The organism is Gordonia otitidis, assembly GCF_020735545.1.
GTDB classification, from domain to species: domain Bacteria; phylum Actinomycetota; class Actinomycetes; order Mycobacteriales; family Mycobacteriaceae; genus Gordonia; species Gordonia otitidis.
On record NZ_CP085974.1, the window covers coordinates 4,803,004 to 4,827,840 of the forward strand.

Consider the following 24,837-nt stretch of genomic DNA (forward strand, 5'->3'; position numbering starts at 1 on the left):
GCAACTTCTTGCGGCTCACCTTGCGTCTCCCCGCTCAGCCAGCGAGCAACTCCCGCAACTTCTTGCGGCTCACCTTTCCGACGCCGGTTTCGGGGAATGATTCGATGATCTTGACGGCGTCGGGGAGCTTCCACTCGGCGAGACCGTTCTCACGTACGAACCGTCGGATGCCGGCGAGATCCGGCGGATCGTCGACATCGTCGGGGATCAGGTAGGCGCACGTCCGCTCGCCCAGATACTCGTCGGCGACGGCAACGACGATCGCATCGCGCACCGCGGGATGGGTCAGCAGCTGTTCCTCGAGCTGTTCGGCCGACACCTTCTCACCCCCACGGTTGACCCGATCACCACCACGCCCGCGAACGACGACGTTCCCGTCGGCGGTGAGTTCGACGATGTCCCCGGTGCGATACCAACCGTCGGGTGCGAACGATGCCGGACTCGCCCCCTGCCAGTACGCCCGGATCGTGTACGGCCCCTGGGTCTCGAGGAAGCCGGGCCCCGAGCCGGCGTCGTCGCCGTTCTCGTCGACGAGTCGGATCTGGTCGGCACCCGACATCGGACGCCCCTGCGTCGTGGTGATCGCCTCGATCGGATCGTCGAGCCTCGTGTAACAGACGAGCCCTTCGGCCATCCCGAACACCTGCTGCAACCGCACGCCGAGCGCAGGCCCGATCCGGCGCGCGAGTTCGTCGGGACAGCGGGCCCCACCGACCTGAATGGTCTCCAGCGACGAGATGTCGAAGTCCGTTCCCGCTTCCGCGGTCTCGGTCCACAATCGCGCCAGCGGGGGCACCAGTCCGGTCATGGTGACCCGCTCGCGCTCCACCATCTGCCAGGCCACCGAGGGTGCCGGTGACGCGGTGAGAGCGATGGTTCCGCCCGCGCACATCGCGCCGAGGATGCCGGGCGAACTCATCGGGAAATTGTGTGCGACCGGAAGTGTCGCAAGATAGACCGTCTCGGCGTCGACCGCGCACAGTTCGTTGCTCCGCCGGACGCTGTAGAGGTAATCGTCGTGGGTGCGCGGGATGAGTTTCGGGATCCCCGTGCTCCCGCCTGAGAGCTGTAGAAAGGCCAGAGCTGCGGGATCGGCACGTGGATGCTCGACGGGGTCGACACAGATCGCGTCGAGGTCGTCGGCGTCGACCCAGTGCCGCACCGAATCAACCTGCGCTGCAATGGTGTCCGCCAGACTCGCATAGTCGAAACCGGCGTCGTGACGTGGCGAGATGACGGCGACCGCCCCGGCGGCACGGGCGATACCGACGAGTTCACCCTCACGATGGGCCGGCAGCGTGAACACCGGGATGGCACCCACGCGGAACAGTGCGAAGACCGCTTCGACATAGCAGGCGCGGTTGGGGATCTGCACGATCACCCGATCGGCGGGTGCGATGCCGAGAGCGACGAGTCCCGCCGCGATCCGACCCGCTCGCGCGTCGAGCTCTGCGTACGTCAGTCGACGGTCGATGTCGACCACGGCTGTCCGGCGTGCGGTGTCGGGTGCAGCGGCGCGCGCGTGCAGCACGTCGTCGAACGTCTCCCCGGCCCACAGGCCGTTCGCCCGATATTCTGCGTCGAGTTCCGGGGGCCATGCAGACACGAACATAGAGGTGAGGCTACCCTAACGGGGTGGCTATCCCGACGATCACCCCGTATCAGATCCCCGAGGGGCCGTTCCCTGCCCGAGTTGACTGGCAGCTGAATCCCGCACGCGCCGCGCTGCTGATCCACGACATGCAGAACTACTTCATCGACGCCTACGACACGCACGCCGAGCCGATGGCGACCGCGCTGCCGAACATGGTCGCGATCCGCGAGGCGTGTGCGTCGGCTGGCGTGCCGGTCGTCTACACGGCACAACCCGGCGACCAGCATCCGTCGCGGCGCGGCATTCTCGCCGACTTCTGGGGCAGAGGCCTCGATTCCGGGCGCGACGAGAACATCATCGACGAGTTGGCGCCGCGACCCGGCGACATCACGGTCACCAAGTGGCGGTACTCCGGATTCCAGCGCACCGATCTGCGACACCTGCTGGCTCACCACGGGCGCGACCAGCTGATCGTCATCGGCGTCTACGCCCACATGGGCTGCATGATCAGCGCCACCGAGGCCTTCATGATGGATGTCCGGCCGTTCTTCGTCGCCGACGCCGTTGCCGACTTCACACGGGAAGAGCACGAGATGGCGTGCAGCTACGTGGGCAAGCGTGCCGGACGAATCCTGAACTCCCGCAACGTCGTCGACGCACTGCGTCAGCGTTCGGACACCGACGCACTGCGTCGACATTCGGACACCGACGTGAGGCCGTCGCACGCGAGCCATACCCATGTCTGACCCCGGAACTCTCTCGGGGTTGCGTGCCGTCGTGACCGGCGCCGCGGGAGGTATCGGTGCCGCCGTCACCGCCGCACTGCGCAGCGACGGAGCGCTGGTCGATGCGTGGGACATTCTGGCGCGCAACGATCTTCGTACCGTAGATGTCACCGACCGAGCGGCGGTGATCGACGCGTGGCACGCAGCAAGCTCGAGCGGTCCCATCGACATCGTCGTCTCGGCGGCGGGCGTGATGTCCGACGACTGGGACACATGCATGGCCGTCAACGCCGACGGGGTACGCAACCTGCTCGACGTCGCGATCGACGACCTGACCGGCCGAAAAAACGGTGCCGTCGTGGTGATCTCGAGCAATGCCGGTGCCACCCCACGATCAGGATTGGCCGCGTACGCCGCATCGAAAGCCGCCGCGACGTCGTATACGCGGAGCCTTGGGTTGCGCGCCGCGCCCGAGGGCGTGCGGGTCAACATCGTCTCCCCCGGCTCGACGGACACACCGATGCTTCGCGGCATGTGGTCCGACGACACCGCCCACGACCGGGTACTCGCCGGGGAACCCGAGGCCTTCCGTCTCGGAATCCCGCTGGGGCGCATCGCAACTCCCGAGGACATAGCCGCCGCCGTCGTGTTCCTGGCGTCCGACGCCGCGCGTCATATCACCATGCACGACCTGCGCGTTGACGGAGGTGCAACGTTGGACATGTGATGTGCGATATACACCTCTGTGGAACCAGACAAAACCGTCATCGACGATTGGATTGAAGTGAAACACACGCGCCGCACCACGCGGGCACTCGCAGTCCTGCTCACCGCAGGATTGATCGGCTTCCTGGCAGCATGTTCTTCCTCGGACGACGACAACGCGTCGTCCTCGTCATCGGAATCGTTCACCCCGGTGACGATCGATCACGAGTTCGGCAGCACGAAGATCGACAAGAAGCCCACCAAGGTGGTCTCCTTGATCACCGACTGGACCGATACCCTCGCCGCTCTGAACGTGCCGATCACCGCGGAATTCGTGCCCCAGGGCAGCACGTCGTTCGAGTGGACGCCCAAGCACGACAGCGAAGTGGTGCAGGTTGCTGACCCCTCGCAGGTGAGTGTCGGCGAACTCGCCAAGTACCAGCCGGATCTGATCCTTGCCGGCTACCTCGGCGACAAGAGCCGCTACGACAAGCTGGCCGAGATCGCGCCGACCATCCCGGTCCTGGTGAAGGGCGCGACAGCCGACACGTGGGAGAAGATCACCACCACCGCGGGTGAGATCTTCGGCAAGCAGCAGCAGGCGACCGAACTCGTCGACTCGACCAACAAGAAGATCGCCGATTTCAAGTCCCAGCATCCGGCCGCAATGGGCAAGACCTTCACCTTTGCGCAGGTCGGTCCGACCGGTCAGGTCGGCGCGATCAACACGACCGAGGATGCGGCCGCAGGCCTGATCGCACAACTCGGGTTCACCCTGAATCCGAAGGTCGCAGAGCAGCACAAGGAGGGCTCGACCCGCTCGTTGATCTCTGCGGAGCGCATCGACCTTCTCGATTCGGATCTGCTCGTGGTCTACGTCCCGGGTGGCGATCCCGCAGTCGCCGAGCGTGTTCCGGGATGGTCGTCGCTGCCCGCGGTCAAAAACGGCACCGTGATCTTCCTCGATGACAACACACAGCCGGCCTTCAGTGTGCCCAGCGCGCCGTCGGTGGGATTCGTCATCGACAAACTCGACCCCGTGGCCGCCAAGCTGTGAGATAGACCCGGGCTCATACAACGAGGAGCGCTCGGCTGGACGTCCAGCCGAGCGCTCCTCGCATCTGTATCGCTCGGTGCGTGTGACCTCGCGTGGTCTGGCTAGCCCTTCGGCCAGTTCAGCCCCTGCGACCACGCGAGGGCATTGGTCTCCGCGTACACCCCGACACCGTGACCGGCCTGATAGGTCCGCAGATCGACCGTGACACCGTTGCCGCGTGCGCGGTCGACCCACTGTTGGGTCAGCGGAGCGAACGCGACCGGGTCCAGGGTGCCCTGCTGCACCAGGATCGGCGCCGGGTAGCCCTTCTCCGGAACCGAGGTCACCGACCGGAGCGCGGGGATCAGCGGACCCTCGTTGAACGGCCTGGCCACCAGTTGACCGACGCTCATACCCTTCGTGGCGCGTCCCTGGTTCGGGTAGCACAGCGTCTGCGCGTCCTCGACCACCTTGCGTCCCTGCGGGGTCAGATAGGAGTCGACGTCGACGTCGGGGCGGGCAACCTTCAGCCCGGCGAGCACGTAGGAGAAGTAGGTCACGTAATCGGGGACCTCGACGGGCGGCACGCCCGGTCGAATGACGGAGAAGTAGTCGGCGATGTCGACCGGCGGGGAGGTCGCTGCCACACCGACGTTGGTGAGTTCGGGAGCGTAGGACGGCGCGAGGTGACCTGCCCACAACGAGGCATGTGCGCCCTGCGAGCCTCCCGACGACAAGAAGCCCCGGGACACCTCGGAGTTCGTGTACCGAGGCGTCACCACGCGGGCCGCGCGCACCGAATCGATGATGTTCTTACCCGCGACGTCACCGTCGAGGTAGGCATGGACGCCCGGTCCGCCGATACCTGCGTACTCGGTCGCCGCGATCACATAGCCCTTCTTCAACCACGGTCCGAGCCAATCGTCGTACCGACCCTGATGTCCCATGCGATCGGTGACAGTGCAGTCGTCGCCGAGACCTGCGGTGCCGTGTCCGTACGCGAGTACGCGATAACCACCTGCCGGCGCCGTGACAGCCGGAATCATGATCGTGGCGCGCACCGGGACGAGCCGGCCGTCCGACTGCGCCGAGAGATAGGTCACCGCAATGACTTTGCCCGCACCGGCGACCTTCGCGTCTGGTCGGTCGGTGATGTCCTCGGCAGTGAGCACGGTGCCCGCAGTCGACGGCGCGGCGGCGGCCGGTGCCGACGTCACGGTGAGTGCGAGCCCCACGACGAGGGCCAACAGCATCGACACACCCGCTCCGAGTGTCGCGGCGACACGGCGTCGCGGGATCCGGGCCTGAGAACTCATGTGACCGCCTTCCATACGCAGAGACCGCCCGAGATTAGGCGACCCTAAGCAACCTAGCAGGCCTAACTGTCCGATCGGTGCGCGCCCCGGATGTCACGCGCGGTCGAAAGCCGTGAGGATCTCCTGCGCCGCAAGAGCGGGTGTGACGTCTCCGGACGCGATACGCCTCTCGACATCTGATCTGACCGCCGCGACGTCGGGGCTTGCCGCGAGGCGATTGAGTACCTCGTCGCGCACCATCGTCCAGGTCCAATCGATCTGTTGACGACTGCGTCGGGCGTCGAACTCCCCCGCTTCGACCAATGCGGAGTGGTGACGTTCGACCGTCGACCAGAACTCGTCGATGCCGGTCTTTTCCAGTGCACTCATCGTCAGCACCGGCGGCACCCAGAGCGCGTCGTGGGGGTAGATCAGCTTCAGTGCGTTCTTCAGTTCGCGCGCAGCACCTTTGGCCTCGGTGAGATGCGAGCCATCCGCCTTGTTGACCACGATCACGTCGGCGAGTTCGAGGACACCCTTCTTGATGCCCTGCAGCGAGTCGCCGGTGCGCGCAAGTGTGAGGAACGTGAAGGTGTCCACCATGTTGGCCACGGCCACCTCCGACTGGCCGACTCCCACCGTCTCGACCAGCACGACGTCGAATCCGGCGGCCTCCACGAGCACGATGGTCTCGCGCGTCGCCTTGGCGACACCGCCGAGCGTCCCGGAGGTGGGTGACGGACGGATGTAGGCGTCGGGATGCACGGCGAGCGTGCCCATCCGGGTTTTGTCGCCGAGGATCGATCCCCCGGTGCGCGTGGACGACGGATCGACAGCGAGGACCGCCACCCGATGCCCCTGCTCGATCAGATGCATGCCGAGGGCTTCGATCGTCGTCGACTTGCCCACTCCGGGTACCCCGGTGATGCCGACCCGGAACGACTTCCCCGCGTGGGGCGTCACCCGCAACAGAAGCTCTTGCGCCGCCCGCCGGTGATCGGCCCGGGTGGACTCGACGAGCGTGATCGCGCGAGCGAGGTCGGCGCGACGATCACCGAGGACGCCGTCGGCCAACGCATCGACGTCGACTCGGCGCTGCACACCCATCAGATCTGCACACCCATCAGCCGGCAGCCACCTCCGGTAGCTCGAGTTCGAGGTTGTCGGCGAGTTTGGAGATCAACTCGACGGCGGAGTCGGCGATCACGCTGCCCGGCGGGAAGATCGCCGCAGCGCCTGCCTCGTAGAGCTCGTCGAAATCTCCCGGTGGGATGACCCCGCCGACGACGATCATGATGTCGTCGCGACCGACCTCGGCCAGCGCCTTGCGCAGTGCGGGCACGAGCGTGAGATGGCCTGCGGCGAGCGACGAGACCCCGACGACGTGCACGTCGTTGTCGGCTGCCTGCGCTGCGACCTCCTCCGGTGTGGCGAACAGCGGGCCGACGTCGACGTCGAATCCGAGGTCGGCGAATGCCGTGGCGATCACCTTCTGGCCACGGTCGTGGCCGTCCTGACCCATCTTCGCGACGAGGACACGGGGGCGTCGACCCTCGGCTTCGGCGAAGCGTCGGACGATGTCGGTCGCCGCATCGATGTTGCTCACGTCGCCTGCCTCATGCCGGTATACCCCGCTGATGGTCTTGATCTGCGCTTGATGGCGACCATAGACCTTTTCCAACGCCGCGGAGATCTCGCCGACCGTCGCCTGGTGGCGCGCCGCCTCGATCGCGAGGGCCATCAGGTTGTCGTCGAGGCCGTCGGAGCTGCCGGTCGACGCCGCCGCGCGGGTCAGATCGGCGAGTGCCTTGTCGACAGCGACCGGATCGCGTTGCGCGCGAAGCCGCTCGAGCTTCTCGAGTTGTTCGGCCCGAACCTTGGAGTTCTCGACCTTGAGGACCTCGATCTCCTCGTCGTCGTCGACCCGATACTTGTTGACACCGATGAGCGGTTGCTGCCCGGAATCGATCCGGGCCTGTGTGCGGGCTGCGGCTTCTTCGATGCGCAGCTTGGGTAGCCCCTCGTTTATGGCCTGGGTCATGCCGCCGGTCTCCTCGACCTCGGCGATGTGGCGGCGGGCCTTCTCGGCAAGCTGTGCGGTGAGCCATTCGACGTAGTTCGAGCCTGCCCAGGGGTCGATCGCGCGGGTCGTCCCTGACTCCTGCTGCAGGAGTAGCTGTGTGTTGCGGGCGATGCGCGCCGAGAAGTCGGTCGGTAGCGCGATGGCCTCGTCGAGGGCGTTGGTGTGCAACGACTGCGTGTGCCCCTGAGTCGCTGCCATGGCCTCGACGCACGTTCGTGCCACGTTGTTGAAGACGTCCTGTGCGGTCAACGACCAGCCGGAGGTCTGCGAATGTGTGCGCAGTGACAGCGATTTCGGGTTCTTCGGCTCGAACTGTGCGACCAGTTCACTCCACAGCAGGCGTGCCGCGCGCAGCTTGGCGACTTCCATGAAGAAGTTCATGCCGATACCCCAGAAGAAGGACAGGCGCGGCGCGAACTTGTCGATGTCGAGTCCCGCCTCGATACCCGCACGGATGTACTCGACGCCGTCGGCGAGGGTGTACGCGAGCTCGAGATCGGCTGTGGCCCCGGCCTCCTGGATGTGATAGCCGGAGATGGAGATCGAGTTGAACCTCGGCATCCTGGCGCTGGTGTAGGAGAAGATGTCGGAGATGATCCGCATCGACGGCTTGGGCGGATAGATGTAGGTGTTGCGGACCATGAACTCTTTGAGAATGTCGTTCTGGATGGTCCCCGCCAGCTTCTCCGGTGGCACGCCCTGTTCTTCTGCGGCAACGACATACAGCGCCAGAATAGGCAGCACGGCCCCGTTCATCGTCATCGACACCGAGACCGAACCGAGGTCGATACCGTCGAACAACTGACGCATGTCGAGGATCGAGTCGATTGCGACGCCCGCCATACCGACATCACCCGCGACGCGCGGGTGATCGGAATCGTAGCCGCGGTGGGTCGCGAGGTCGAAGGCCACCGACAGACCCTTCTGGCCCGCCGCGAGATTCCGGCGGTAGAAGGCATTTGACTCCGCTGCCGTGGAGAACCCCGCGTACTGGCGGATCGTCCACGGCTGGTTCACATACATCGTCGGGTACGGACCGCGGATGAAGGGCGCGGTGCCCGGGATCGAGTCCAGCGGATAGGGGTGCTCGCCGTCACGGGTGACGGCGTCGCGGTCGGCGCGGGTATAGATCGGTTTGACGTCGATGTGCTCGGGCGTGCTCCAGACCACCTGCTCTGTCGAGTACCCGTTCGCCGCTGCCAGCGAGTCGATCGCCTCGTCGACGTCTGCGGAGTGGACCTTCGCCACCGGGTCGCCGGAACCGTCGAGCTCGACGTCGGCGAAGCTGCCGATCGTCGAGGCGTGTTCGGTGGTGGTGGTGTGCTGTGTGTCGGTCATGCCGAGACTCCCGAGGTGGTCGACCCCGCAGGAGTCGATGCTGTCAGCGTGTCGAAGAGATCGCGCAGTGTGGCGACGGCGTCGATGCCCACGCGCAGTGAACCGTCAGGGCTGTCGGATTCCGTTGACGGCCATTCCTTGTCGGCACCGGCGAGCAGCACGGTGGAGACCCCGGCAGCCCGAGCGGCGGCCAACACAGCGGGTCCGTCGTCGGCATAGCGGCGCGTGGTGCCGCAGATCACCGCGACGGGACTGTCGGCGCCCGCGACGAGATCCGCGACGTCGTCCGCGGTGACCGGTCCCGGATTGATCACCGCGATACCGCCCGCGGCGAGGAGGTTCGCCACGAAGGTGGTACGGGCGTTGTGTTCTGCGACGCTACCGAGCGGGAGCAGCAGCACCGTCGGACGTCTGCCGGTGTCGGCGAGCACGGCATCCGATCGGTCACGCAGTTCCTCGAACGCCCGACCGACGCGTGCGAGGCGCGGAGTGCCGGTGACGAGGTTGGTTGCATCGGCGACGTCGGAGCCGAGAGATCTCTCGTCGAGGTTCGGGAACTCGCTCACCCCGGTGACCGGTTTACGGCGGTGGGCGACCTCGACGTCGCGTCTGGCCAGCGATTCGCCGACGCGATCGGTGATCCAGCCGGATTCGAGCGCCGCTCGGTAACCTCCACCCGCCTCGATGTCGGTGAACACGGCCCAGGCGTTCGACGCGAGGTCGTCGGTGAGGCTCTCCACGAACCACGAACCACCGGCGGGGTCGAGGACTCGCCCGATGTTGGATTCCTCGAGGAGCAGCAGCTGCGTGTTGCGGGCGATGCGTCGGGTGAACGTCGGACCTGACGTCCGCTGCGCCGCAGGCAGTGCCGCGTCATAGCCGAGCACCGTCACCTGATCAGCGCCTCCGACACCGGCACCGAAGGTGGCGACCGTGCTGCGCAGCATGTTGACCCAGGGATCGCGCTGCGAATACATCGACAACGCGGTGACCGCATGCGTCAGTGCGCCACCGGCGTCCCTGGCGTCGACGACCTGCGCGACACGGGCCCAGATCTTGCGCAGGGCACGCAACTTGGCGGTGGAGGCGAACTGGTCGTCGTCGACCGACACACCGAACGTGATCTGTGTCAAGGCCTGCGCCGCGGTCAGTCCCGCGTCGGTGAGGTCACGCAGATGGGTGACCGCCGCGGCGACGACGAGCGCGATCTCGAGCCCGTTGTCGGCTCCTGCGGTCGCGAAGTCGGTGCCGTCGACGCGAAAGGCTCGGACGGCCGGATCGGGGTCGGCGGCCGCGAACGCCGTGGCGCGCTCCGCCTCGACGCTCGGGCGGCCGCTGAACGCCGCGGTCAGCGGCGACAGGCCGAGCGAATGTGTCGTACTCGCGGTGGGCGTGGTGGCGACCGGCGGTTGCGGTGCCCCAGCGCGGATCGCGGCGAACGCCTCGGCGGCGGCGATCCCGTCGGCACCTGCGTCGAACGTCACCGGTACCAGGTCGAGGATGACGTCGGCGAGCACTGCGGGTAGGTCGTCGGGCGTGAGCGTCCCTCCCAGAGCGATCCACAGTCCGCTCGTGCCGTTGTTCATCGCTTCGAGAATCTCGGTGTTGACCGCAGCGGGAGAGTCGGTGGAGTCGCCGAACCGCTCGGTCACCCGCCAGCCCATCGTCACGTCGCGGGCCGGGTCGGCGCCGCGGATGTAGGGAAACGCCCCCGGCAGGCCAGCCTCGGTTGTTTCGTCCTTACGGGTGTAGAGCGGGCGAATGGTGAGACCGTCGGCGGTCGTCGTCGACAGGAGTGCTTCGGGGGTATCGGGAAGGTCGTCGACGTCGACGCGACGCGATTTCGCGAGCACCGCCGCTGCAGACTCCGACCACGTGCGGTAAGTGGCGTCGAGGTCGGCGGCTTCGGACTGCACAGGCTGATCGTTCATGTGGTCTGACTAACCTCCGTGAGGCTCCTGTCGGGTGCGTAACCGAACCTTAGCCGATCGCTCGCTCGGTCTGGCATCGGCTCCCGCGGAAAACCCGGGCGCTGCGCACCGGGAACACGCGTCACGACCGAGTACAGTGGCCCGGTGCCTGCTGAGACCGTGTCGCCGTCGCCCCCGCGGGGTGCCGGGGAGAGGACAGCACGGCGTCGAGTGGTCCGTAACGCGGTGATCGCGTTCGGAGCAGTGTGCGTGCTGCTGGCCGTGTCGTATCTGGTACCCATGCCCACGGTCGCACATGTGCGTAGCTGGGGCGAGAACCTCGGACCCGTCTTCGTCTGGGTCTTTTTCATCGCCTATGCGCTACTCACCGTGTTCCCCATCCCACGCACCGTCTTCACCGTGTCCGCCGGTGCACTGTTCGGGCCGGTGGTCGGCCTCGTCGGCGCACTCATCGCGACCGCGATTGCCGCGACGCTCGGGTTTCTTCTCGCGCGGTGGGCCGGACGCGACCGCGTCACCCCGTTCCTTCATCGCCCGGTCGTGATGACCATCGACAACCGCCTCGCAGCACGCGGGTGGTTGGCGATCGGCTCACTTCGGCTGATCCCGGTCTGTCCGTTCTGGCTGTTGAACTGGTGTGCCGGACTCTCATCGGTGCGTCTGCTCCCCTACCTGGTCGCATCGGTGGTCGCCTCAGCGCCGGGCACTGTCGCCGTGGTCCTGCTCGGCGACGCGTTGACCGGCCAGCGCAATCCCCTGCTGATCCTGCTCAGCGGGACCTTCTTCGCCGTCGGTGTCGTCGGGTTGATCCTCGACGTCCGACTCCCCGTTCGACGACAGGCGGACGCCGACTGAGTGACCCCCGCAGGGGTCGGGCCGTCACTGGTTGCCGGATGCCGGTTCTTCGGACTGGGCCTTCGACCCGGGTTCGGTCGACGCGGGGTCGGTCGACGCGGGTTCGGCACCCGTGTAGGGCAACGACGATCGGGCGGGGCGAGTGGTCACCTCCGGTGCGACAGGCTTGCGCGCCACGGCCTCGGCTTCCGCGACCGCCTGCGCCACCTTGGGATCTGAGGCCAGCGAGAACCAGTCGTCGGTCTCGGCGTCGTCGACGGTCGGCGGCGCCTCGTCGTGGTTGGGCTCGTAACGGAACACACCGTCGTCACCCTGATTCGCGAACGACCTGGCAAAGCCCTGCAGTGCCGACCCGAAGTCGGTCGGCAGCACCCAGACCTTGTTGGCCTCACCCTTGGCCATCTCAGGAATCTGCTGGAGATACTGATAGGCGAGGACTTCCGGGGTCGGCTTACTGGTCTTCACCGCGGCGAAGGTCTTCTCGATCGCCTTCGCTTCACCCTGCGCCTTGAGGTACACCGCGGCCCGATCACCCTGCGCGCGCAGAATCCGGGACTGCCGGTCGGCCTCCGCAGCGAGGATCGCGGCTTGCTTCGCGCCTTCGGCCGCGAGGATCTGGCTCTGCTTGTTTCCTTCTGCGGTCTTGATCGCAGACTCACGCTGACCCTCGGCTGCGAGGATCGTCGCACGCTTCTCTCGATCGGCCTTCATCTGCTTCTCCATCGACTCCTGAATCGATGGCGGGGGCATGATCGACTTCAATTCGACGCGGGCGACCCGCAGACCCCAGCGTCCCGTCGCCTCGTCGAGAACACCACGCAGCTGCCCGTTGATGGAGTCACGGGAGGTCAGCGTCTCCTCCAGCGTCATGCCACCGACGACGTTGCGCAGGGTCGTGATGGTGAGTTGCTCGACACCCGCGATGTAGTCGTCGATCTCGTACACCGCCGAGCGGGGGTTGGTCACCTGGAAGTAGACGACGGTGTCGATGGACAGTGTCAGGTTGTCCTCGGTGATCACCGGCTGCGGGGGAAACGACACGACGCGCTCACGGATGTCGACGCGCGCACGGATGCGATCGATGAACGGCAACAGGAGCGTCAGCTGGCCCGAGACGGTCCGCGTGTACCGACCGAGTCGCTCGATCACCGCTGCCTCGGCCTGCGGGATCAGTGCGACCGATTTCGCCAGCACCACCACGACGAGCAGTACCAGCAGGATCACCACGGCCAAGCCAACGTATTCCATTGCCATTCATCCCTTCCAGACGACGGCGGTGGCGCCGTCGATCTGCACGATCGTCACGTGCTCTCCCGGCTCGATGGTTTCTTCGGGATCCATCGACCGTGCCGACCAGATCTCACCGCCGATCTTGACCCGTCCATCGCGGCCGTCGACCAGCTCGGTCACCGCCGCCTGCTTGCCTTCCAAGGCCTCGGTGTTCGTCAGTACCCGCGGACGACTGAGCATGTGGCGCTTGGCGACAGGACGTACGACGGCGACGAGCAGGATCGACACGACAGCGAAGACCACACCGTCGACCCAAATGGGCGGGTCGAACGCGACGTCGACTCCAGCCGCGGCGAGCGCGCCACCTCCGAGCATGAGAAGGACGAGATCGCCACTGAAGATCTCTCCGATCAGCAGCACGATCGCGGCGGCAAGCCAGATCAGTGCGCTCATGTATTCATTGTGCCAGAGCGTATCCGGCAAATCGGACGTCGGCGTGGTCCGATTGCGGGGTCAGTTGTCGCCGGGGGTCAGCGTGACGAAGTCGATCAACTCCTCGACCGAGCGCAACAGCGGGACCTCGAGGTCGCGGAAGTCCTTGACACCCGCCAGAACTCGGCGCCATCCGTCTTGCGGTGTACCCCAGCGCAACCGCGCGCAGATCCCCGTTTTCCAGTCTTCGCCACGCGGAACATCCGGCCATGCTGTGATCCGCACCGACGCAGGTTTCACAGCCTGCCAGACGTCGATGTAGGGATGCCCGCACACCAGCACGTTCTCACCGACCTCGGCGGTCAATCGCTCCTCTTTCGAGCCGGCGACGAGATGGTCGACGAGGACACCGGCACGACGGTGCGGCGCGGGACCGAACTGTCCCAGCGCCGCCTCCAGATTGTCGAGGCCGTCGAGACTTTCGACGACGACGCCCTCCGCCCGCAGGTCGGCACCCCATACGCGTTCGATGAGCGTAGCGTCGTGCACGCCCTCCACGAAGATGCGGCTCGCACGCGCCTGCCGCGCGCGTTGGTGGGGCACGACGCGTGAACCCGAGGCGGTCCGCGTTGCTGCCTGCGGCCCCCTGGCCCGCGGACGCACCAGGGTCACCGGCTTGCCGTCGATGAGGAAGGCGGCAGGCAACATCAGGAACACCCGCGATTGTCCGTGACGGTCCTCGAGCCGCACCAGATCGCCGGAGTAGCTCTTCTCCAGTCCGATGACCGCACCGCAGAATCCCGTGGCCGCATCCTCGACCACCAGATCGCGTTCGGCCGCGATTTCGGGCGCGCGGGGCTTGGCCCGCCGCGGGGTCGCGAGTACGTCTCGTCCGTATCGGTCGTCGCTCACCAGCGATACGGTAGGTCGCCGCACGGTCGGAGTCTCCTCGCCACGCCGGTCGATCGGGACGCGAACGCGCGCAGCGTGACATCGCCGCTCTCGGTATCGTGGTTCTTCGTGACCAGTACCGACCACACCGTCGCGCGCGCGTGGCCCGCGTGTGCCCTCGGCGGCTGGTCGGCGGCGTGGCTCGCCGGCCGATGCTCCCCCGACGACGTCGCCGACACGCTCGCGACGTTCGCCGGTCGCCACATCGTCGATGACCGCACCGACCACCCCCGCGCCGACGGTGACGGTGTGCTGGGAATTCTCGGGATTCTGCGCGGCGCAACGGCGATGTCGGTTCGCCTGCCGTCTGCGGGCGATCCGCACGGCCTGCCTCCCGGACGGGCCACGTCGGCCGCCTTCGCAGCGGGCGAAGTGCTGTTGGTCGACGACGGTGTGGGCTCCGGCCCGCTGGCCCTCGTCCCCGCACTCGACGGTGACGCGTGCCGGTGGACCGTCGACCGGTACGCGTCGGCGCTGCCCGCAGACCCGTCGGCACCCGTCGGTGAAGTCGAATATCAACTGCGACAGTCGGTATCGGAGGCAGCATCCCTGGCGACCCGGGTCGGGTCGCGCGCGGGCAACCCTCCGGCCGATCTGCGCGGTTCCGTCCGCGCGCTCACCTTGCGGAATCAGGTCGATCTTCCACCCCACGACGACACTCGCGCGAGCAGAGTGATCGACACCGCCGCGCAGATCGAGGCCATCGTCACCGTCGCCGGTGCCGGCGACGTCACCTTCGGCTCCACGTCGAACGAATTGCATTCCGGCGACAGCGAATTGCGCCGACTCGTCGCACTTGCACGCGCCGCGCGCGGCGCCGCGGTCAACCGGGTCATCTCCGAGTACCTGCCGATCATCCCCTGAGCCACATCGGATGTGGAGCGCTCGGTCCGACGAGGCCGGGGTTCAGCGTCGACGTGCCTCGATGAGATGGCGCGTCGAGTGTGCGACGAACGGTCCCTTGTCATCGATCTGATCCTGCAGAGCGCGCAAGCGGTCACGATAGCTGTCGACAGTGAACCCTGGCACCCACCACACGAGCTTGCGGAGCAGGTAGACGACCGCCGCGACGTCGTGGATCTCGATGCGGAGTCGAGCGGTGCGAAGGTCGACGATCTCGAGTCCCGCCGCTTCCGCTGCCCGCACCTCGTCCGCGGGATCCCTGTCTCGCCGCGTGTCCGGTTGTGGTCCGAGGAAGAATTCGATCAGTTCGAAGCCGCTGGCCGGTCCGACGTGCTGAGCGAAGTACGTTCCGCCGGGAACGAGCACCCGACTGATCTCGTTCCACCAGACAGATGCCGGGTGGCGACTGGTCACGAGGTCGAATGCTTTGTCGCCGAACGGAAACGGCGGTTCGTCGGGTGCCGCCACGACCGCCACACCTCTCGGGTGTAGGAGGCGGGTGGCGTGTGCGACGTTGGGCGGCCAGGATTCGGTTGCCACGGCCGTCGCCGGGTAACGGGCGGCTGCAGCGAGTACCTCCCCTCCGCCCGTCTGGAGGTCGAGCGAAGCCTCGGCCCCGGCAAGGCGATCAGACATCGCCCGGGCATATCCCCACGGCGGACGCTCCTCGGTGGCCCGTCCGTCGAGCCAGGAGAAATCCCATCCGGATACGTCGGCCCGGGCACCGACGTCGAGTAATGCATCGAACGATTCGGTACCCCGCTCGTCTGGCATGTCGACGGGCCGCTCAGTGACGCTGCGGACGACGCGGTGGAACGCAACAGTTCGGGCGGCACGTCGCGCCGTTGTCGGCGCAGCCGAGTGCGCGGAGGTCGCCCCCGCCGTCGGCGTAGCGGTCGATGAGATCGGCGATCATGCTGATGAACCGCGGATCGGTGCCGACGGTGTCGGCACGCGCGTAGTCCATTCCGAGTTCTTCGGCCTGTTCAGCGGCTTCGTTGTCGAGGTCCCACACCACTTCGAGGTGATCGGAGATGAATCCGATGGGACTCACCACGACCCGACGTACGCCCGCGGCCGACAGCGATTGCAGGTGATCGCAGATGTCGGGTTCGAGCCACGGGATCAGCGGCGGCCCCGATCTCGACTGCCAGACCTGATCGACCGCCGTATCGCTGCCCTTGTGGTCGAGATCGTCGTCGAACCCACCGTCGCTGAGCGCCTCGACGACCGCGTCGGACGCGGCACGGACCTGACGCGAGTAGAGATGCCCTCCGCCCGCGGGAATGCCGTTTCCGGTGTGTTCGTCGGTGGCGTCGATCGGCCCCGACGCCGCGTCGGCCGACATCGGCACCGAGTGCGCGGTGTAGACGAGGTGCGCGGGCATTTCCGACTGCGGCAGCGCCGCCACCGCGCGCCGGACGGCATCTCTGCCTGCCTCGACGAACGCCGGCTCGGCCCAGTACTGCGGGAGTTTGCGGAGCAGCAGCGGATCGTCGGCGACGCCGGGTATCCGCTCGACCAGTGCAGCGAGGGCGCGTCCGATGTCCTCGTGGTACTGGCGGCACCCGGAGTAACCGCCCCATGCCGACGTCGGGAACACGAGGACGCGCCGGTGGCCGTCGGCGTACATCTGCGCAACGGTGTCCTCGACCATCGGCTCCCAGTTGCGGTTACCGAAGTAGACCGGCAGGTCGCGGCCCCTGCGTGCGAGTTCGGCGCGTAACGAGTCGATCATGTCCAGGTTGAGCCGGTTGATCGGCGACACCCCACCGAAGTGGTGGTAGTGCTCGGCGACGGCCTCGAGGCGTTCGCGCGGTATGCCGCGACCGCGGGTGACGTTCTCGAGAAACGGCATCACCTCGTCGGGCCCGTTGGGTCCGCCGAACGAGAGGAACAGCACGGCGTCGAATGCCGCGCTGTTTTGCGTGGTCGATTCCCGGGAGATCACTCGCTGAGGAAGTTCTCCGGGAACCACGTGTTGTGGCTGGCCCCACCGTCGACGTAGACGATCGAGCCGGTGGTGCCCGGCAGCCAATCGCTCAGCAGGGTGCAGACGCTCTTGCCGACCACCGTCGGGTCGTTGACGTCCCATCCGATGGGCGACGCACCGTCCCAGTAGGTGTTGAGCATGGTGAGTTTCTTGGCGTCGTCGGTTGCCGTCCCCGAGATCGCCTTGGCTGCAAGGGTTTTGATGGGCCCGGCAGCGACGAGATTGGATCGGATCTTCTTCGCGTAGCCGACCTCGCGAGCGACATAGCGGTTCACCGACTCCAGTGCGGCCTTCGACACGCCCATCCAGTTGTAGTCCGGCAGCGCGGTGCGGGGATCGAAGTCCATGCCGACGATCGAGCCGCCCTCGTTCATCACGGGCAGCGCGGCGCGGGCCAGCGAGGCATAGCTCCACGCGGAGATCTCGAACGACTTCGCGACGTCGGGGCCCGGACCGTCGAGGAACGGCACGGCATCGGGGCCCATAAGGGTCTTCGGGGCGAATGCGATCGAATGCACCACGCCGTCGACGCCCTCGGGAGCGAGTTCGCGGACCTTGTCGGCGAGCGCACCGAGGCTCTCCTCGTCGGTGACGTCGAGCGGTATCGCAGGAGGCACCTCTTTCGGAAGGCGCTTGGCGATACGGTCGATCAGCCGGAGACGCTCGGGGATGCCGGTGATGATCACCTTGGCGCCCTGCTCCTGCGCGACGCTGGCGGTGCTGAACGCGATCGATGCGTCGGTGATGATGCCGGTGATGAGGACGGTCTTTCCGTCCAGGATTCCGCTCACAGTGTTGGGCTCCTCTGCGGGTGTGCGTTGCTCGTGGTCGGCTGACGGGTGGTGGGAGACGGCGGGATCGGACGGTGAACGGCCTAGTGGCCCATGCCGAGGCCGCCGTCCACGTTGATCACGTTTCCGGTGACGTACGCGGAGTCGTCGGACGCGAGGAAACTGACGACGGCGGCCACCTCTTCGGGCTGGCCCATGCGCTTGGCCGGGATCGCCTGGTCGACGGCCGTCTTGGTGTACTCCTCGGGAAGGGACCGCGTCATGTCCGTGTCGATCAAGCCCGGCGCGACGACATTCGCGGTGATGTTGCGCCCACCGAGTTCGCGGGTCACCGAACGGGCGAGACCCACGAGTCCGGCCTTCGACGCCGCATAGTTCGCCTGTCCCGGGGTCCCCATGAGTGCGACGACCGATCCGAGGTAGATGAAGCGGCCCCAGCGCTTGCGCAGCATGTCGCGGGTCGCGGCCTTGGTCACGCGGAACGCGCCCGTCAGATTGGCGTCGACGACGTCCTCGAAGCTGTCGACGCTCATGCGCATGAGCAGGGTGTCGGCGGTGATGCCGGCGTTGGAGACCACGACCTCGACCGGCCCCTGGTGTTCGGCGACCTCTTTGAACGCGGCGTCGACGGATACCGTGTCCGTCACGTCGCAGGTCACCCCGAACAGGCCCTCGGGGGCTCCCGAGCCGCGATGCGTCACGGCGACCTTGTGGCCGTCGGCAACCAACCGTCGGGCGACCGCGAGACCGATGCCGCGGTTACCTCCGGTGACGAGTACTGAGCGCGAGGCACGGCTGCGAGATTCATTGCTCTGCGACATGGGTAACAAACCTATCCGGTGAGAATGCGTGCGACGTTGGCAGGGTCGGCGGGTCGGCTGCTCAGGGTAATCGCTGGTTGATGAGCATCGCTCCGCCCGCGGCGAGGATGACGAAGATCGTGCCCGCGAGCAACCAGGGCCACGAGTCGTCACCCTTGCGGTACTCGTAGCCGATCTCCTCCTGCAGGGTGCTGTAGACCTTGTTCAGCTCGTCGAGACTCGACGCCGTGAAGAATCTGCCGCCACTGAGGTTGGCGATCTTCCGCAGCGAGTCGTCGTCGACGGGAACCGGGACCTGATCACCCTCGAGGTCGACGGTTCCGGTGGACGTGCCGAAAGAGATGGTGGAGACGGGGACCTGTTCCTCCTTGGCCTTACGCGCAGCAGTGAACCCGCCGCGCGGATCGTCGGGGTCGTCCGGCACGGTCTCTTTGCCGTCGGAGAGCAGCACGATGCGGGCAGGCGGCGCACCGTCGTTGCCGCCCAGGACGGCGTTGAGTGTCTGGATCTGCTGCAGCGCGGCGAAGATTCCCTCACCGGTGGCCGTCTTGTCGGCGAGTTGGAGTTTGTCGACGGCCTGCTTCGTCGCGTCGTGATTCGGGGTCGGGGTCACCAGGGTCGACGCCGTACCCGCGAACGAGATCAGACCGAGGTTGATGCCGTCGGTGAGGTTGTCGGCGAACTGCTTCGCGGCGGATTGGGCAGCCTTGATGCGCGATGGCGCGACATCGGTCGCATTCATCGACCGCGACACATCCATCACCAGGATGACCGTCGCCTTGTTGCGCGGGATCTTGCGGTTGGCCTGCGGCCCGGCGACCGCGACCACGAGCAACACCAGCGCCAACAGCAGCGCAACCATCGGGGCGTGTCGTAGCCAGCGCCTCCACCGCGGCTCCGCGGGCACGAGCCGATCGAGCATCTCCGTGTTGGCGAACTGCAACGCGCGTTGACGTCGCATGCGCAGCATGTACCAGTAGCCGACGGCGAGCGCGGCCACGAGGACGAGCGCGAGCAACCACCAGGGGTGCGAGAACACTGCCGTCCTCACCCCACCCCGGCGGCGAGTCCGCGGCGACGGCGTCCGACGAACTTCACCATGTCGTTGATCCAGTCGCGGTCGGTGCGCAACGAGAGCACGGGGCCACCACAACTGCGGATGGTGCGGTGCACCTGCTGCTGATGTGCGCGTGCGGCGTCGGCGAAGTCGCGGCGCAGCTTGTCGGTGATCGTCACCTGTCGGATCTCACCCGACTCGGCGTCGGCGAGAGTGACGTCGCCGATGGGCGGGAGGTCGAGGTCGCGGGGATCGAGGACTTCGATGGCCAACAGCTCGTGATGGGCGCCGATCGCGCGCAACGAGCGCTCCCAGTCGATCGGTCCGAGGAAGTCGCTGATCACGACGGCCAATCCGCGTCGGCGCTGCGGTCGACGCAACGCTTCGAGTCCGGCCTTGAGGTCGCCGCGGACTCCCGGCGCCGCGCGGCGTGTGGTCGCGATCGCCTTGAGCAGGCTCAGGTCGTGGGCGCGCCCCGCGTGCGCCGGCACCCGGACGATCTTGTCTCCCGTGCACACGATGGCGCCGTGGCGGTTTCCGCCGCCCGAGGTCAGGTGCACGATGGCCGACGACGCCGCGACGGCGAGTTCGCGCTTGGTGTGATCCACGGTCCCGAAGTCGAGGCTGGCGGAGGCGTCGACGACGAGCCACGTCTCGAGCTCGCGGTCGGCGATCATCTGACGTACGTGCGGCTGCGTCGTACGGGCGGTGACCGACCACTCCATCCGACGGATGTCGTCGCCGGGTTGGTATGGGCGAGCCTCCCCCGGCTCGGAACCGGGCCCGGGGATCAGACCCTGGTGTTCGCCCTGCAGGACACCGTCGAGCTTGCGACGAACGGTCAACTCCAACGACTTGAGCGCAGCAGACAGCTGCGGTTCGTCGAGGAGTCCCGAATCAAGCGATGGCAGAGAGCTGTTAGCCGCCATACCGCGCTGACGTCTGGTTGGCCTGGCCCGGGTAACGACCCTGCTGGGCACCGTTCACCTGCTTGTTCTGTCCCGGTGCCGGCGTGCCGTTGGGGCCGGCGGTGTGCGGTCCGGACGCTTGGGGACCGGGCGCTTGGGGACCGGCTCCGAGCGGCCCCGGCGCCTGCTGGCCCGGCATTGTCTGAACCGGCGGACCCGCAGCCGGTTGCACGGGCTGTGTCCCGACCTGGGGCAGGCCGATGGTCTGCAGGATGCGGTTGATGATCTGGTCGGCGGTCACTTCGTCAGCCAGGGCGTCGTAGCTGAGCACGAGTCGGTGGCGGAGCACGTCGGGGATGAGTTCGACGATGTCGGCCGGGATGACGTAGTCACGGCCGCGCACGAGCGCGAGCGCCCGAGCGGCGGCGACGATACCCAGGGTCGCACGCGGAGACGCGCCGTACGACAGCCAGGAGTCGACGTCGTGCAGCCCGAGCTCAGCTGGGCGTCGGGTGGCGTTGATGACACGGACGACGTAGTCGACCAGCGCGTGGTGCACGAAGACGTTGGCTGCGGTCTCCTGAAGCCGGATAGTCGTCTCCGGGTCGAGAATCTGTGCAGCACTCGGCGGCACGTTACCCATCCGGTAGACGATCTCTCGCTCCTCCTCGACCGAGGGATAGTCGACGAGGATCTTGAACAGGAAGCGGTCGCGCTGCGCTTCGGGCAGCGGATAGACGCCTTCGTTCTCGATGGGGTTCTGGGTCGCCATGACCAGGAACGGATCCGGCATGGGGTAGGTGGTGCCGCCGATCGACACGTGCCTTTCGGCCATGACCTCCAGCAGGGCCGACTGCACCTTCGCGGGCGCACGGTTGATCTCGTCGGCGAGCAGGAAATTGGCGACGACGGGTCCGAGTTCGGTGTCGAACTCCTCACGCCCCTGACGATAGATGCGCGTGCCCAACAGATCCGTTGGTACGAGGTCGGGCGTGAACTGCACGCGGGAGAACGTGCCGCCGATGACCTTCGCGAAGGTCTCGACCGCGAGGGTCTTTGCGACACCCGGCACGCCCTCGAGGAGAATGTGACCGCGTGCGAGGAGTCCGACGAGAATGCGTTCGACGAGCTGATCCTGGCCGACGATGACACGCTTGACCTCATAAATCGCCCGTTCCACGAGCTTCACGTCGTCGTCGCTGAGCGTCACCGCTCCCCCGCCCGCGTTCGACGCGTCCTGCGCCGGCTCGGTGTTCGGATGCGAAGAGGTCAACCCCTACTCCTAAAGTTCGTCCGTTCCCGGCGCAGCCGGGCTTGCACGGTGCACGTCCGTCGACACTGTCCGCGCGCGAGGGCTCGATCGAGTGCCGGCATGGTTGGCTGCCAGCCTAGCCGTGCGTCCTGAAAACGCGCCAAGAAGGTCGTGCCGACGTCGTCGCATCAGCGCCTGGAGGCTAGAGAAGCCTCACCACGTTGGGCATCGCGCCCGCGGTCCGCAGTGGAGACACCTTCACCACGTCACCCGACTGCGGTGCCTCGACCATCTTGTTGTCACCGAGGTACAGCGCGACGTGCTCACTCGCGTTGGGGCCGTAGAAGATCATGTCGCCGCGCTGCATCTGCGCGAGCGGCACCTGCGGACCCGACGTGTACTGATAGCCGGTGTAGTGCGGAAGCTGGATGCCGACGCCCGCGAAGGCGTACATCATCAGGCCGGAGCAGTCATAGCCGATCTTGTTGTAGTCGCCGAAGGAGTCGGCGACACCGCCGTCGCGAATACCCTGCGTCGGGCCGTTGGCGTCGCCGCCTCCCCATGCGTAGGGCACGTTGAGCTGGGACAGCGCACGGTTCACGACTATCTCGACCGCCTGGGGGCCACGCAGGCCCGGCCGGACCGGACCCCCGCCACCACCCGAGGAGCTGCCGAACAGCGTGCCGAGGCTGCCCGAGCCGAGTCGGCTGGTGATGCTGTCCGCGCCGGACGATCCGAGCGACGCACCTCCGAGACCGAGTTCGTCGAGCAACTCCGAGTGCGGGATCTGTGCTTGCCCCACCAACGCCGCCAACGCCTTCTGCCCAAGATCTCCCGCGAGGCGCGCGGCCGCCTCTGCGGCGACCTGGAGGGCCTGGTTGTCGCTGGTGGCGTCGACCTCCGTCGCGCCCGGCGCTGCCGGTCGCGGTCCGGGGAGTCCCGGGATGCCCGGGAACAAGCCCGACAGCAGGTCGGTCGGCGCGGGAGCGTCGACCTTCTTGGGCGTGGTGACGGTGCCCCGCAGTTGGTCGAGCTTCTGCTGCACGGCGTTGCGCTGGGCGACCAGCGAGTTGCGACGCTGCTGCTCGCCCGCCATCGCCGACTGCGCTTCGCGGACCGCGGCGAGAGCGTCGTTCTTGCGCTGCTCGGCACCCGACGTCGCCAGCGCCGCCTGGCGTTTGAGCGCCTGCAGTGCCGACACACGGTTGGCCTCCTGATTGCGGGCAACCTGCAGGCGACGGATGGTGTCCTGCTGGTTGCGGGCAACCCGATCGAGCGTGGACATCCGCTCCAGCACCCTGTCGGGGTTGTCCGACGAGACGTATTTCGTCATCGAACTGGTCGTACTGCCGTTCCGGTAGACATCGCGGATCAGCGCGTCGAAGGACTTTTGCGCGTCCTTGGTGGCGCGGGTGGCCTTGTCGAGGGAGTTCTCGGCGCCCTCGGCGGCCTGCGTGGCGAGTTGTTGGGCTGCGACCGAATTCTGGTAGTCGGCCAGCGACCGGTTGGCGTTCTCCTGGCGCACGGCAACTGCGCCGTCGAGATCCTTGATGTTCTGGTTTGCCGTCGCGATCTGATTGATCAGTGTCGACACCGCACTCGGCTTCTTCGGTGCTGTCGCACCTGGTGCGGCCATGGCCTGGCCCGCACCCATGCCACTGAGCAACGCGACCGCAAGCGCGGCCCCGAAACGTGCGAACCGCGGTCCACCCCGCCTGGGGGCACCACGGGCCACACCGGTGGTCACTCGCCTCACGTGAAACTCCTCGCCCTCGCCGGCGATGCCATGACTCGAGTGATCGCCTCGAGTCGCACGCATCTCCATGTCCGAACACAGGGTGCACGTCTTCCCCAACCGACTAACGTGCATCACCTACCACATGTGGTGCATCGGCTACCAATAGCAACACAAGTGACATGAGAACCGTACGTCACATCGGACACACGAGAAAACCGCTGCCACGAATTACATACGGGTGATTACCTGCGAAAATGCCGTGAACAGCCCAAAAGACGACGCGACTGGTCGCGTATCGAATTGGCAACGAGATGTGAGGAGGTGGCGGGACCTCGGATGTGGGACGTGTCCGACCTCAGGCGGTCGTGACCGCGAGGCTCACGTGGCAGACGAGTCCGCAGTCCGGTCGGCGGCCGACTCGGCGGTCTGCTCGCCCAGGCCCGACGACCCTCGTGTATCCGGACGTCCCTGATCGACGACCACAGCCGCGTCCTCGCCGCGGCGTCGACGCGCTCGAACAGACCGCACGCGGGCGAGCACCGCGCCGACGATCGTCACCAGGATCAGGACGATCGTCACCAGGGTCCAGTCGATCTGCGGCGCAGTCAGCTCGTCGTACATCTGGGTCGCGGCGACCGTAGGCTTCTGCAGCGTGAGATCGTCCATCGCCTGCTCCTGCACGACGCGACTGAACTCGTTCGACGCACTGCCGACCGAGTTGGGCCCGATCACCAGCACTGTTCCGCCCACCTGGGACTGCAGCTCGGTTGCGATGTCGCGGTAGTAGGTGAAGTTGGGTTGCGACTCGGTCAGCACGACGACGTTGAGCTCGTAGCCGTCGGACTTGGCGCGGGCCACCAACGACCGGAGTTCGGGCTCCTGATCAGCGGGCGCGGCGACGTGATCGGCGAGGAGTTCTGATCGCAGCGCTGCCATGTCGACGTTCGCAGGGATTATCGCGGGATAGCCCTGTGGACCTGGACTCATCGGATGTACCCAACTTTCTGCTCCGCGTCGACCACGCTGTGCGCTACCCGAGGCCAGCGCTGCCCCGTTAGCCTGGCTGCCCCGACCATCCTGCCCAATGGCCGATCGTCGTCGGGGACCTACCCCCGCGTGTCACACGCGAAGGTTTCGCGGTCATTAAATGTCGCCGACCCCCTCGCGACCGGGTGAACCTCGTCTCGTGCCATGCGACA

At 66.8% G+C, this 24,837-nt stretch carries 22 protein-coding genes; 5 read left to right on the forward strand and 17 right to left on the reverse strand.

The window, feature by feature from the left end; translation table 11 throughout:
- Nucleotides 1-34: 34 nt before the first annotated feature.
- Nucleotides 35-1,612 carry a (2,3-dihydroxybenzoyl)adenylate synthase gene (locus tag LK459_RS21710; RefSeq protein WP_227920708.1) on the reverse strand — a complete coding sequence of 526 codons (1,578 nt, stop codon included), beginning with the start codon at nucleotides 1,610-1,612 and terminating at the stop codon, nucleotides 35-37.
- A 23-nt stretch (nucleotides 1,613-1,635) separates the two neighbouring features.
- Between LK459_RS21710 and LK459_RS21715 the strand changes: the two genes are divergently transcribed.
- The 3 genes from LK459_RS21715 to LK459_RS21725 are packed head-to-tail and all read left to right on the forward strand — an operon-like array spanning nucleotide 1,636 to nucleotide 4,081.
- The gene (locus LK459_RS21715) at nucleotides 1,636-2,340 is read left to right on the forward strand and encodes an isochorismatase family protein (protein ID WP_227920710.1); all 705 of its coding nucleotides are present in this window, start codon (nucleotides 1,636-1,638) and stop codon (nucleotides 2,338-2,340) included.
- Nucleotides 2,333-3,046 carry an SDR family oxidoreductase gene (locus tag LK459_RS21720; protein WP_227920712.1) on the forward strand — a complete coding sequence of 238 codons (714 nt, stop codon included), beginning with the start codon at nucleotides 2,333-2,335 and terminating at the stop codon, nucleotides 3,044-3,046. The genes LK459_RS21715 and LK459_RS21720 overlap by 8 nt, the downstream gene beginning before the upstream one ends.
- Nucleotides 3,047-3,103: 57 nt before the next feature.
- The gene (locus LK459_RS21725) at nucleotides 3,104-4,081 is read left to right on the forward strand and encodes an ABC transporter substrate-binding protein (protein WP_227920714.1); all 978 of its coding nucleotides are present in this window, start codon (nucleotides 3,104-3,106) and stop codon (nucleotides 4,079-4,081) included.
- A gap of 101 nt (nucleotides 4,082-4,182) precedes the next feature.
- Here the strand turns inward: LK459_RS21725 and LK459_RS21730 are convergent, their stop codons facing one another.
- From LK459_RS21730 to LK459_RS21745, 4 genes are all read right to left on the reverse strand, one after another.
- On the reverse strand, nucleotides 4,183-5,376 hold the full coding sequence (locus LK459_RS21730) for a lipase family protein (protein ID WP_227920716.1): 1,194 nt from the start codon (nucleotides 5,374-5,376) through the stop codon (nucleotides 4,183-4,185).
- Between the two features lie 93 nt (nucleotides 5,377-5,469).
- Complete coding sequence (gene meaB / locus LK459_RS21735) at nucleotides 5,470-6,462, reverse strand: methylmalonyl Co-A mutase-associated GTPase MeaB (RefSeq protein WP_227920718.1); 993 nt, start codon at nucleotides 6,460-6,462, stop codon at nucleotides 5,470-5,472.
- A 16-nt stretch (nucleotides 6,463-6,478) separates the two neighbouring features.
- Nucleotides 6,479-8,776, reverse strand: a complete 2,298-nt coding sequence (gene scpA / locus LK459_RS21740; RefSeq protein ID WP_227920720.1) for a methylmalonyl-CoA mutase — start codon at nucleotides 8,774-8,776, stop codon at nucleotides 6,479-6,481.
- A complete protein-coding gene (locus LK459_RS21745) occupies nucleotides 8,773-10,707 on the reverse strand; it encodes a methylmalonyl-CoA mutase family protein (RefSeq protein ID WP_227920722.1) in 1,935 nt (644 codons plus the stop codon). Before LK459_RS21745 ends, scpA begins: the two co-directional genes overlap by 4 nt.
- 144 nt (nucleotides 10,708-10,851) lie before the next feature.
- Between LK459_RS21745 and LK459_RS21750 the strand changes: the two genes are divergently transcribed.
- Nucleotides 10,852-11,562 carry a TVP38/TMEM64 family protein gene (locus LK459_RS21750; RefSeq protein WP_227920724.1) on the forward strand — a complete coding sequence of 237 codons (711 nt, stop codon included), beginning with the start codon at nucleotides 10,852-10,854 and terminating at the stop codon, nucleotides 11,560-11,562.
- 24 nt (nucleotides 11,563-11,586) lie between these two features.
- On the opposite strand, the gene LK459_RS21755 is transcribed toward LK459_RS21750, so the two are convergent.
- The 3 genes from LK459_RS21755 to LK459_RS21765 are packed head-to-tail and all read right to left on the reverse strand — an operon-like array spanning nucleotide 11,587 to nucleotide 14,136.
- Nucleotides 11,587-12,816, reverse strand: coding sequence for an SPFH domain-containing protein (locus tag LK459_RS21755; RefSeq protein ID WP_227920726.1), 1,230 nt, complete (start codon nucleotides 12,814-12,816; stop codon nucleotides 11,587-11,589).
- Complete coding sequence (locus LK459_RS21760; protein WP_227920728.1) at nucleotides 12,817-13,245, reverse strand: NfeD family protein; 429 nt, start codon at nucleotides 13,243-13,245, stop codon at nucleotides 12,817-12,819.
- A gap of 60 nt (nucleotides 13,246-13,305) precedes the next feature.
- Nucleotides 13,306-14,136 (reverse strand): DUF3097 domain-containing protein, encoded by an 831-nt coding sequence (locus LK459_RS21765; protein WP_227920734.1) that lies wholly within the window; start codon nucleotides 14,134-14,136, stop codon nucleotides 13,306-13,308.
- 108 nt (nucleotides 14,137-14,244) lie between these two features.
- Between LK459_RS21765 and LK459_RS21770 the strand changes: the two genes are divergently transcribed.
- Complete coding sequence (locus LK459_RS21770; protein ID WP_039994124.1) at nucleotides 14,245-15,039, forward strand: hypothetical protein; 795 nt, start codon at nucleotides 14,245-14,247, stop codon at nucleotides 15,037-15,039.
- Between the two features lie 42 nt (nucleotides 15,040-15,081).
- Here LK459_RS21770 and LK459_RS21775 read toward each other — a convergent pair whose 3' ends face one another.
- From LK459_RS21775 to LK459_RS21815, 9 genes are all read right to left on the reverse strand, one after another.
- Nucleotides 15,082-15,852 carry a methyltransferase domain-containing protein gene (locus LK459_RS21775; protein WP_227920736.1) on the reverse strand — a complete coding sequence of 257 codons (771 nt, stop codon included), beginning with the start codon at nucleotides 15,850-15,852 and terminating at the stop codon, nucleotides 15,082-15,084.
- Between the two features lie 13 nt (nucleotides 15,853-15,865).
- A complete protein-coding gene (locus LK459_RS21780) occupies nucleotides 15,866-17,029 on the reverse strand; it encodes a ferrochelatase (protein WP_227923948.1) in 1,164 nt (387 codons plus the stop codon).
- Nucleotides 17,026-17,862 (reverse strand): NADH-dependent enoyl-ACP reductase InhA, encoded by an 837-nt coding sequence (gene inhA, locus LK459_RS21785; RefSeq protein WP_007239258.1) that lies wholly within the window; start codon nucleotides 17,860-17,862, stop codon nucleotides 17,026-17,028. The genes LK459_RS21780 and inhA overlap by 4 nt, the downstream gene beginning before the upstream one ends.
- Before the next feature lie 83 nt (nucleotides 17,863-17,945).
- On the reverse strand, nucleotides 17,946-18,683 hold the full coding sequence (gene fabG1 / locus LK459_RS21790; RefSeq protein ID WP_227920738.1) for a 3-oxoacyl-ACP reductase FabG1: 738 nt from the start codon (nucleotides 18,681-18,683) through the stop codon (nucleotides 17,946-17,948).
- A gap of 61 nt (nucleotides 18,684-18,744) precedes the next feature.
- A complete protein-coding gene (locus LK459_RS21795; protein WP_007239260.1) occupies nucleotides 18,745-19,722 on the reverse strand; it encodes a VWA domain-containing protein in 978 nt (325 codons plus the stop codon).
- A gap of 8 nt (nucleotides 19,723-19,730) precedes the next feature.
- Nucleotides 19,731-20,669, reverse strand: a complete 939-nt coding sequence (locus tag LK459_RS21800; RefSeq protein WP_007239261.1) for a DUF58 domain-containing protein — start codon at nucleotides 20,667-20,669, stop codon at nucleotides 19,731-19,733.
- A complete protein-coding gene (locus LK459_RS21805; RefSeq protein WP_227920739.1) occupies nucleotides 20,659-21,921 on the reverse strand; it encodes an AAA family ATPase in 1,263 nt (420 codons plus the stop codon). The genes LK459_RS21800 and LK459_RS21805 overlap by 11 nt, the downstream gene beginning before the upstream one ends.
- Nucleotides 21,922-22,102: 181 nt before the next feature.
- Entirely contained in the window at nucleotides 22,103-23,656 is a 1,554-nt protein-coding gene (locus LK459_RS21810) for an NlpC/P60 family protein (RefSeq protein WP_227920741.1), read from the reverse strand.
- 360 nt (nucleotides 23,657-24,016) lie between these two features.
- Nucleotides 24,017-24,625: an Rv1476 family membrane protein gene (locus LK459_RS21815; protein ID WP_227920742.1), complete on the reverse strand. Its 609-nt coding sequence runs from the start codon at nucleotides 24,623-24,625 to the stop codon at nucleotides 24,017-24,019.
- Nucleotides 24,626-24,837 lie beyond the last annotated feature (212 nt).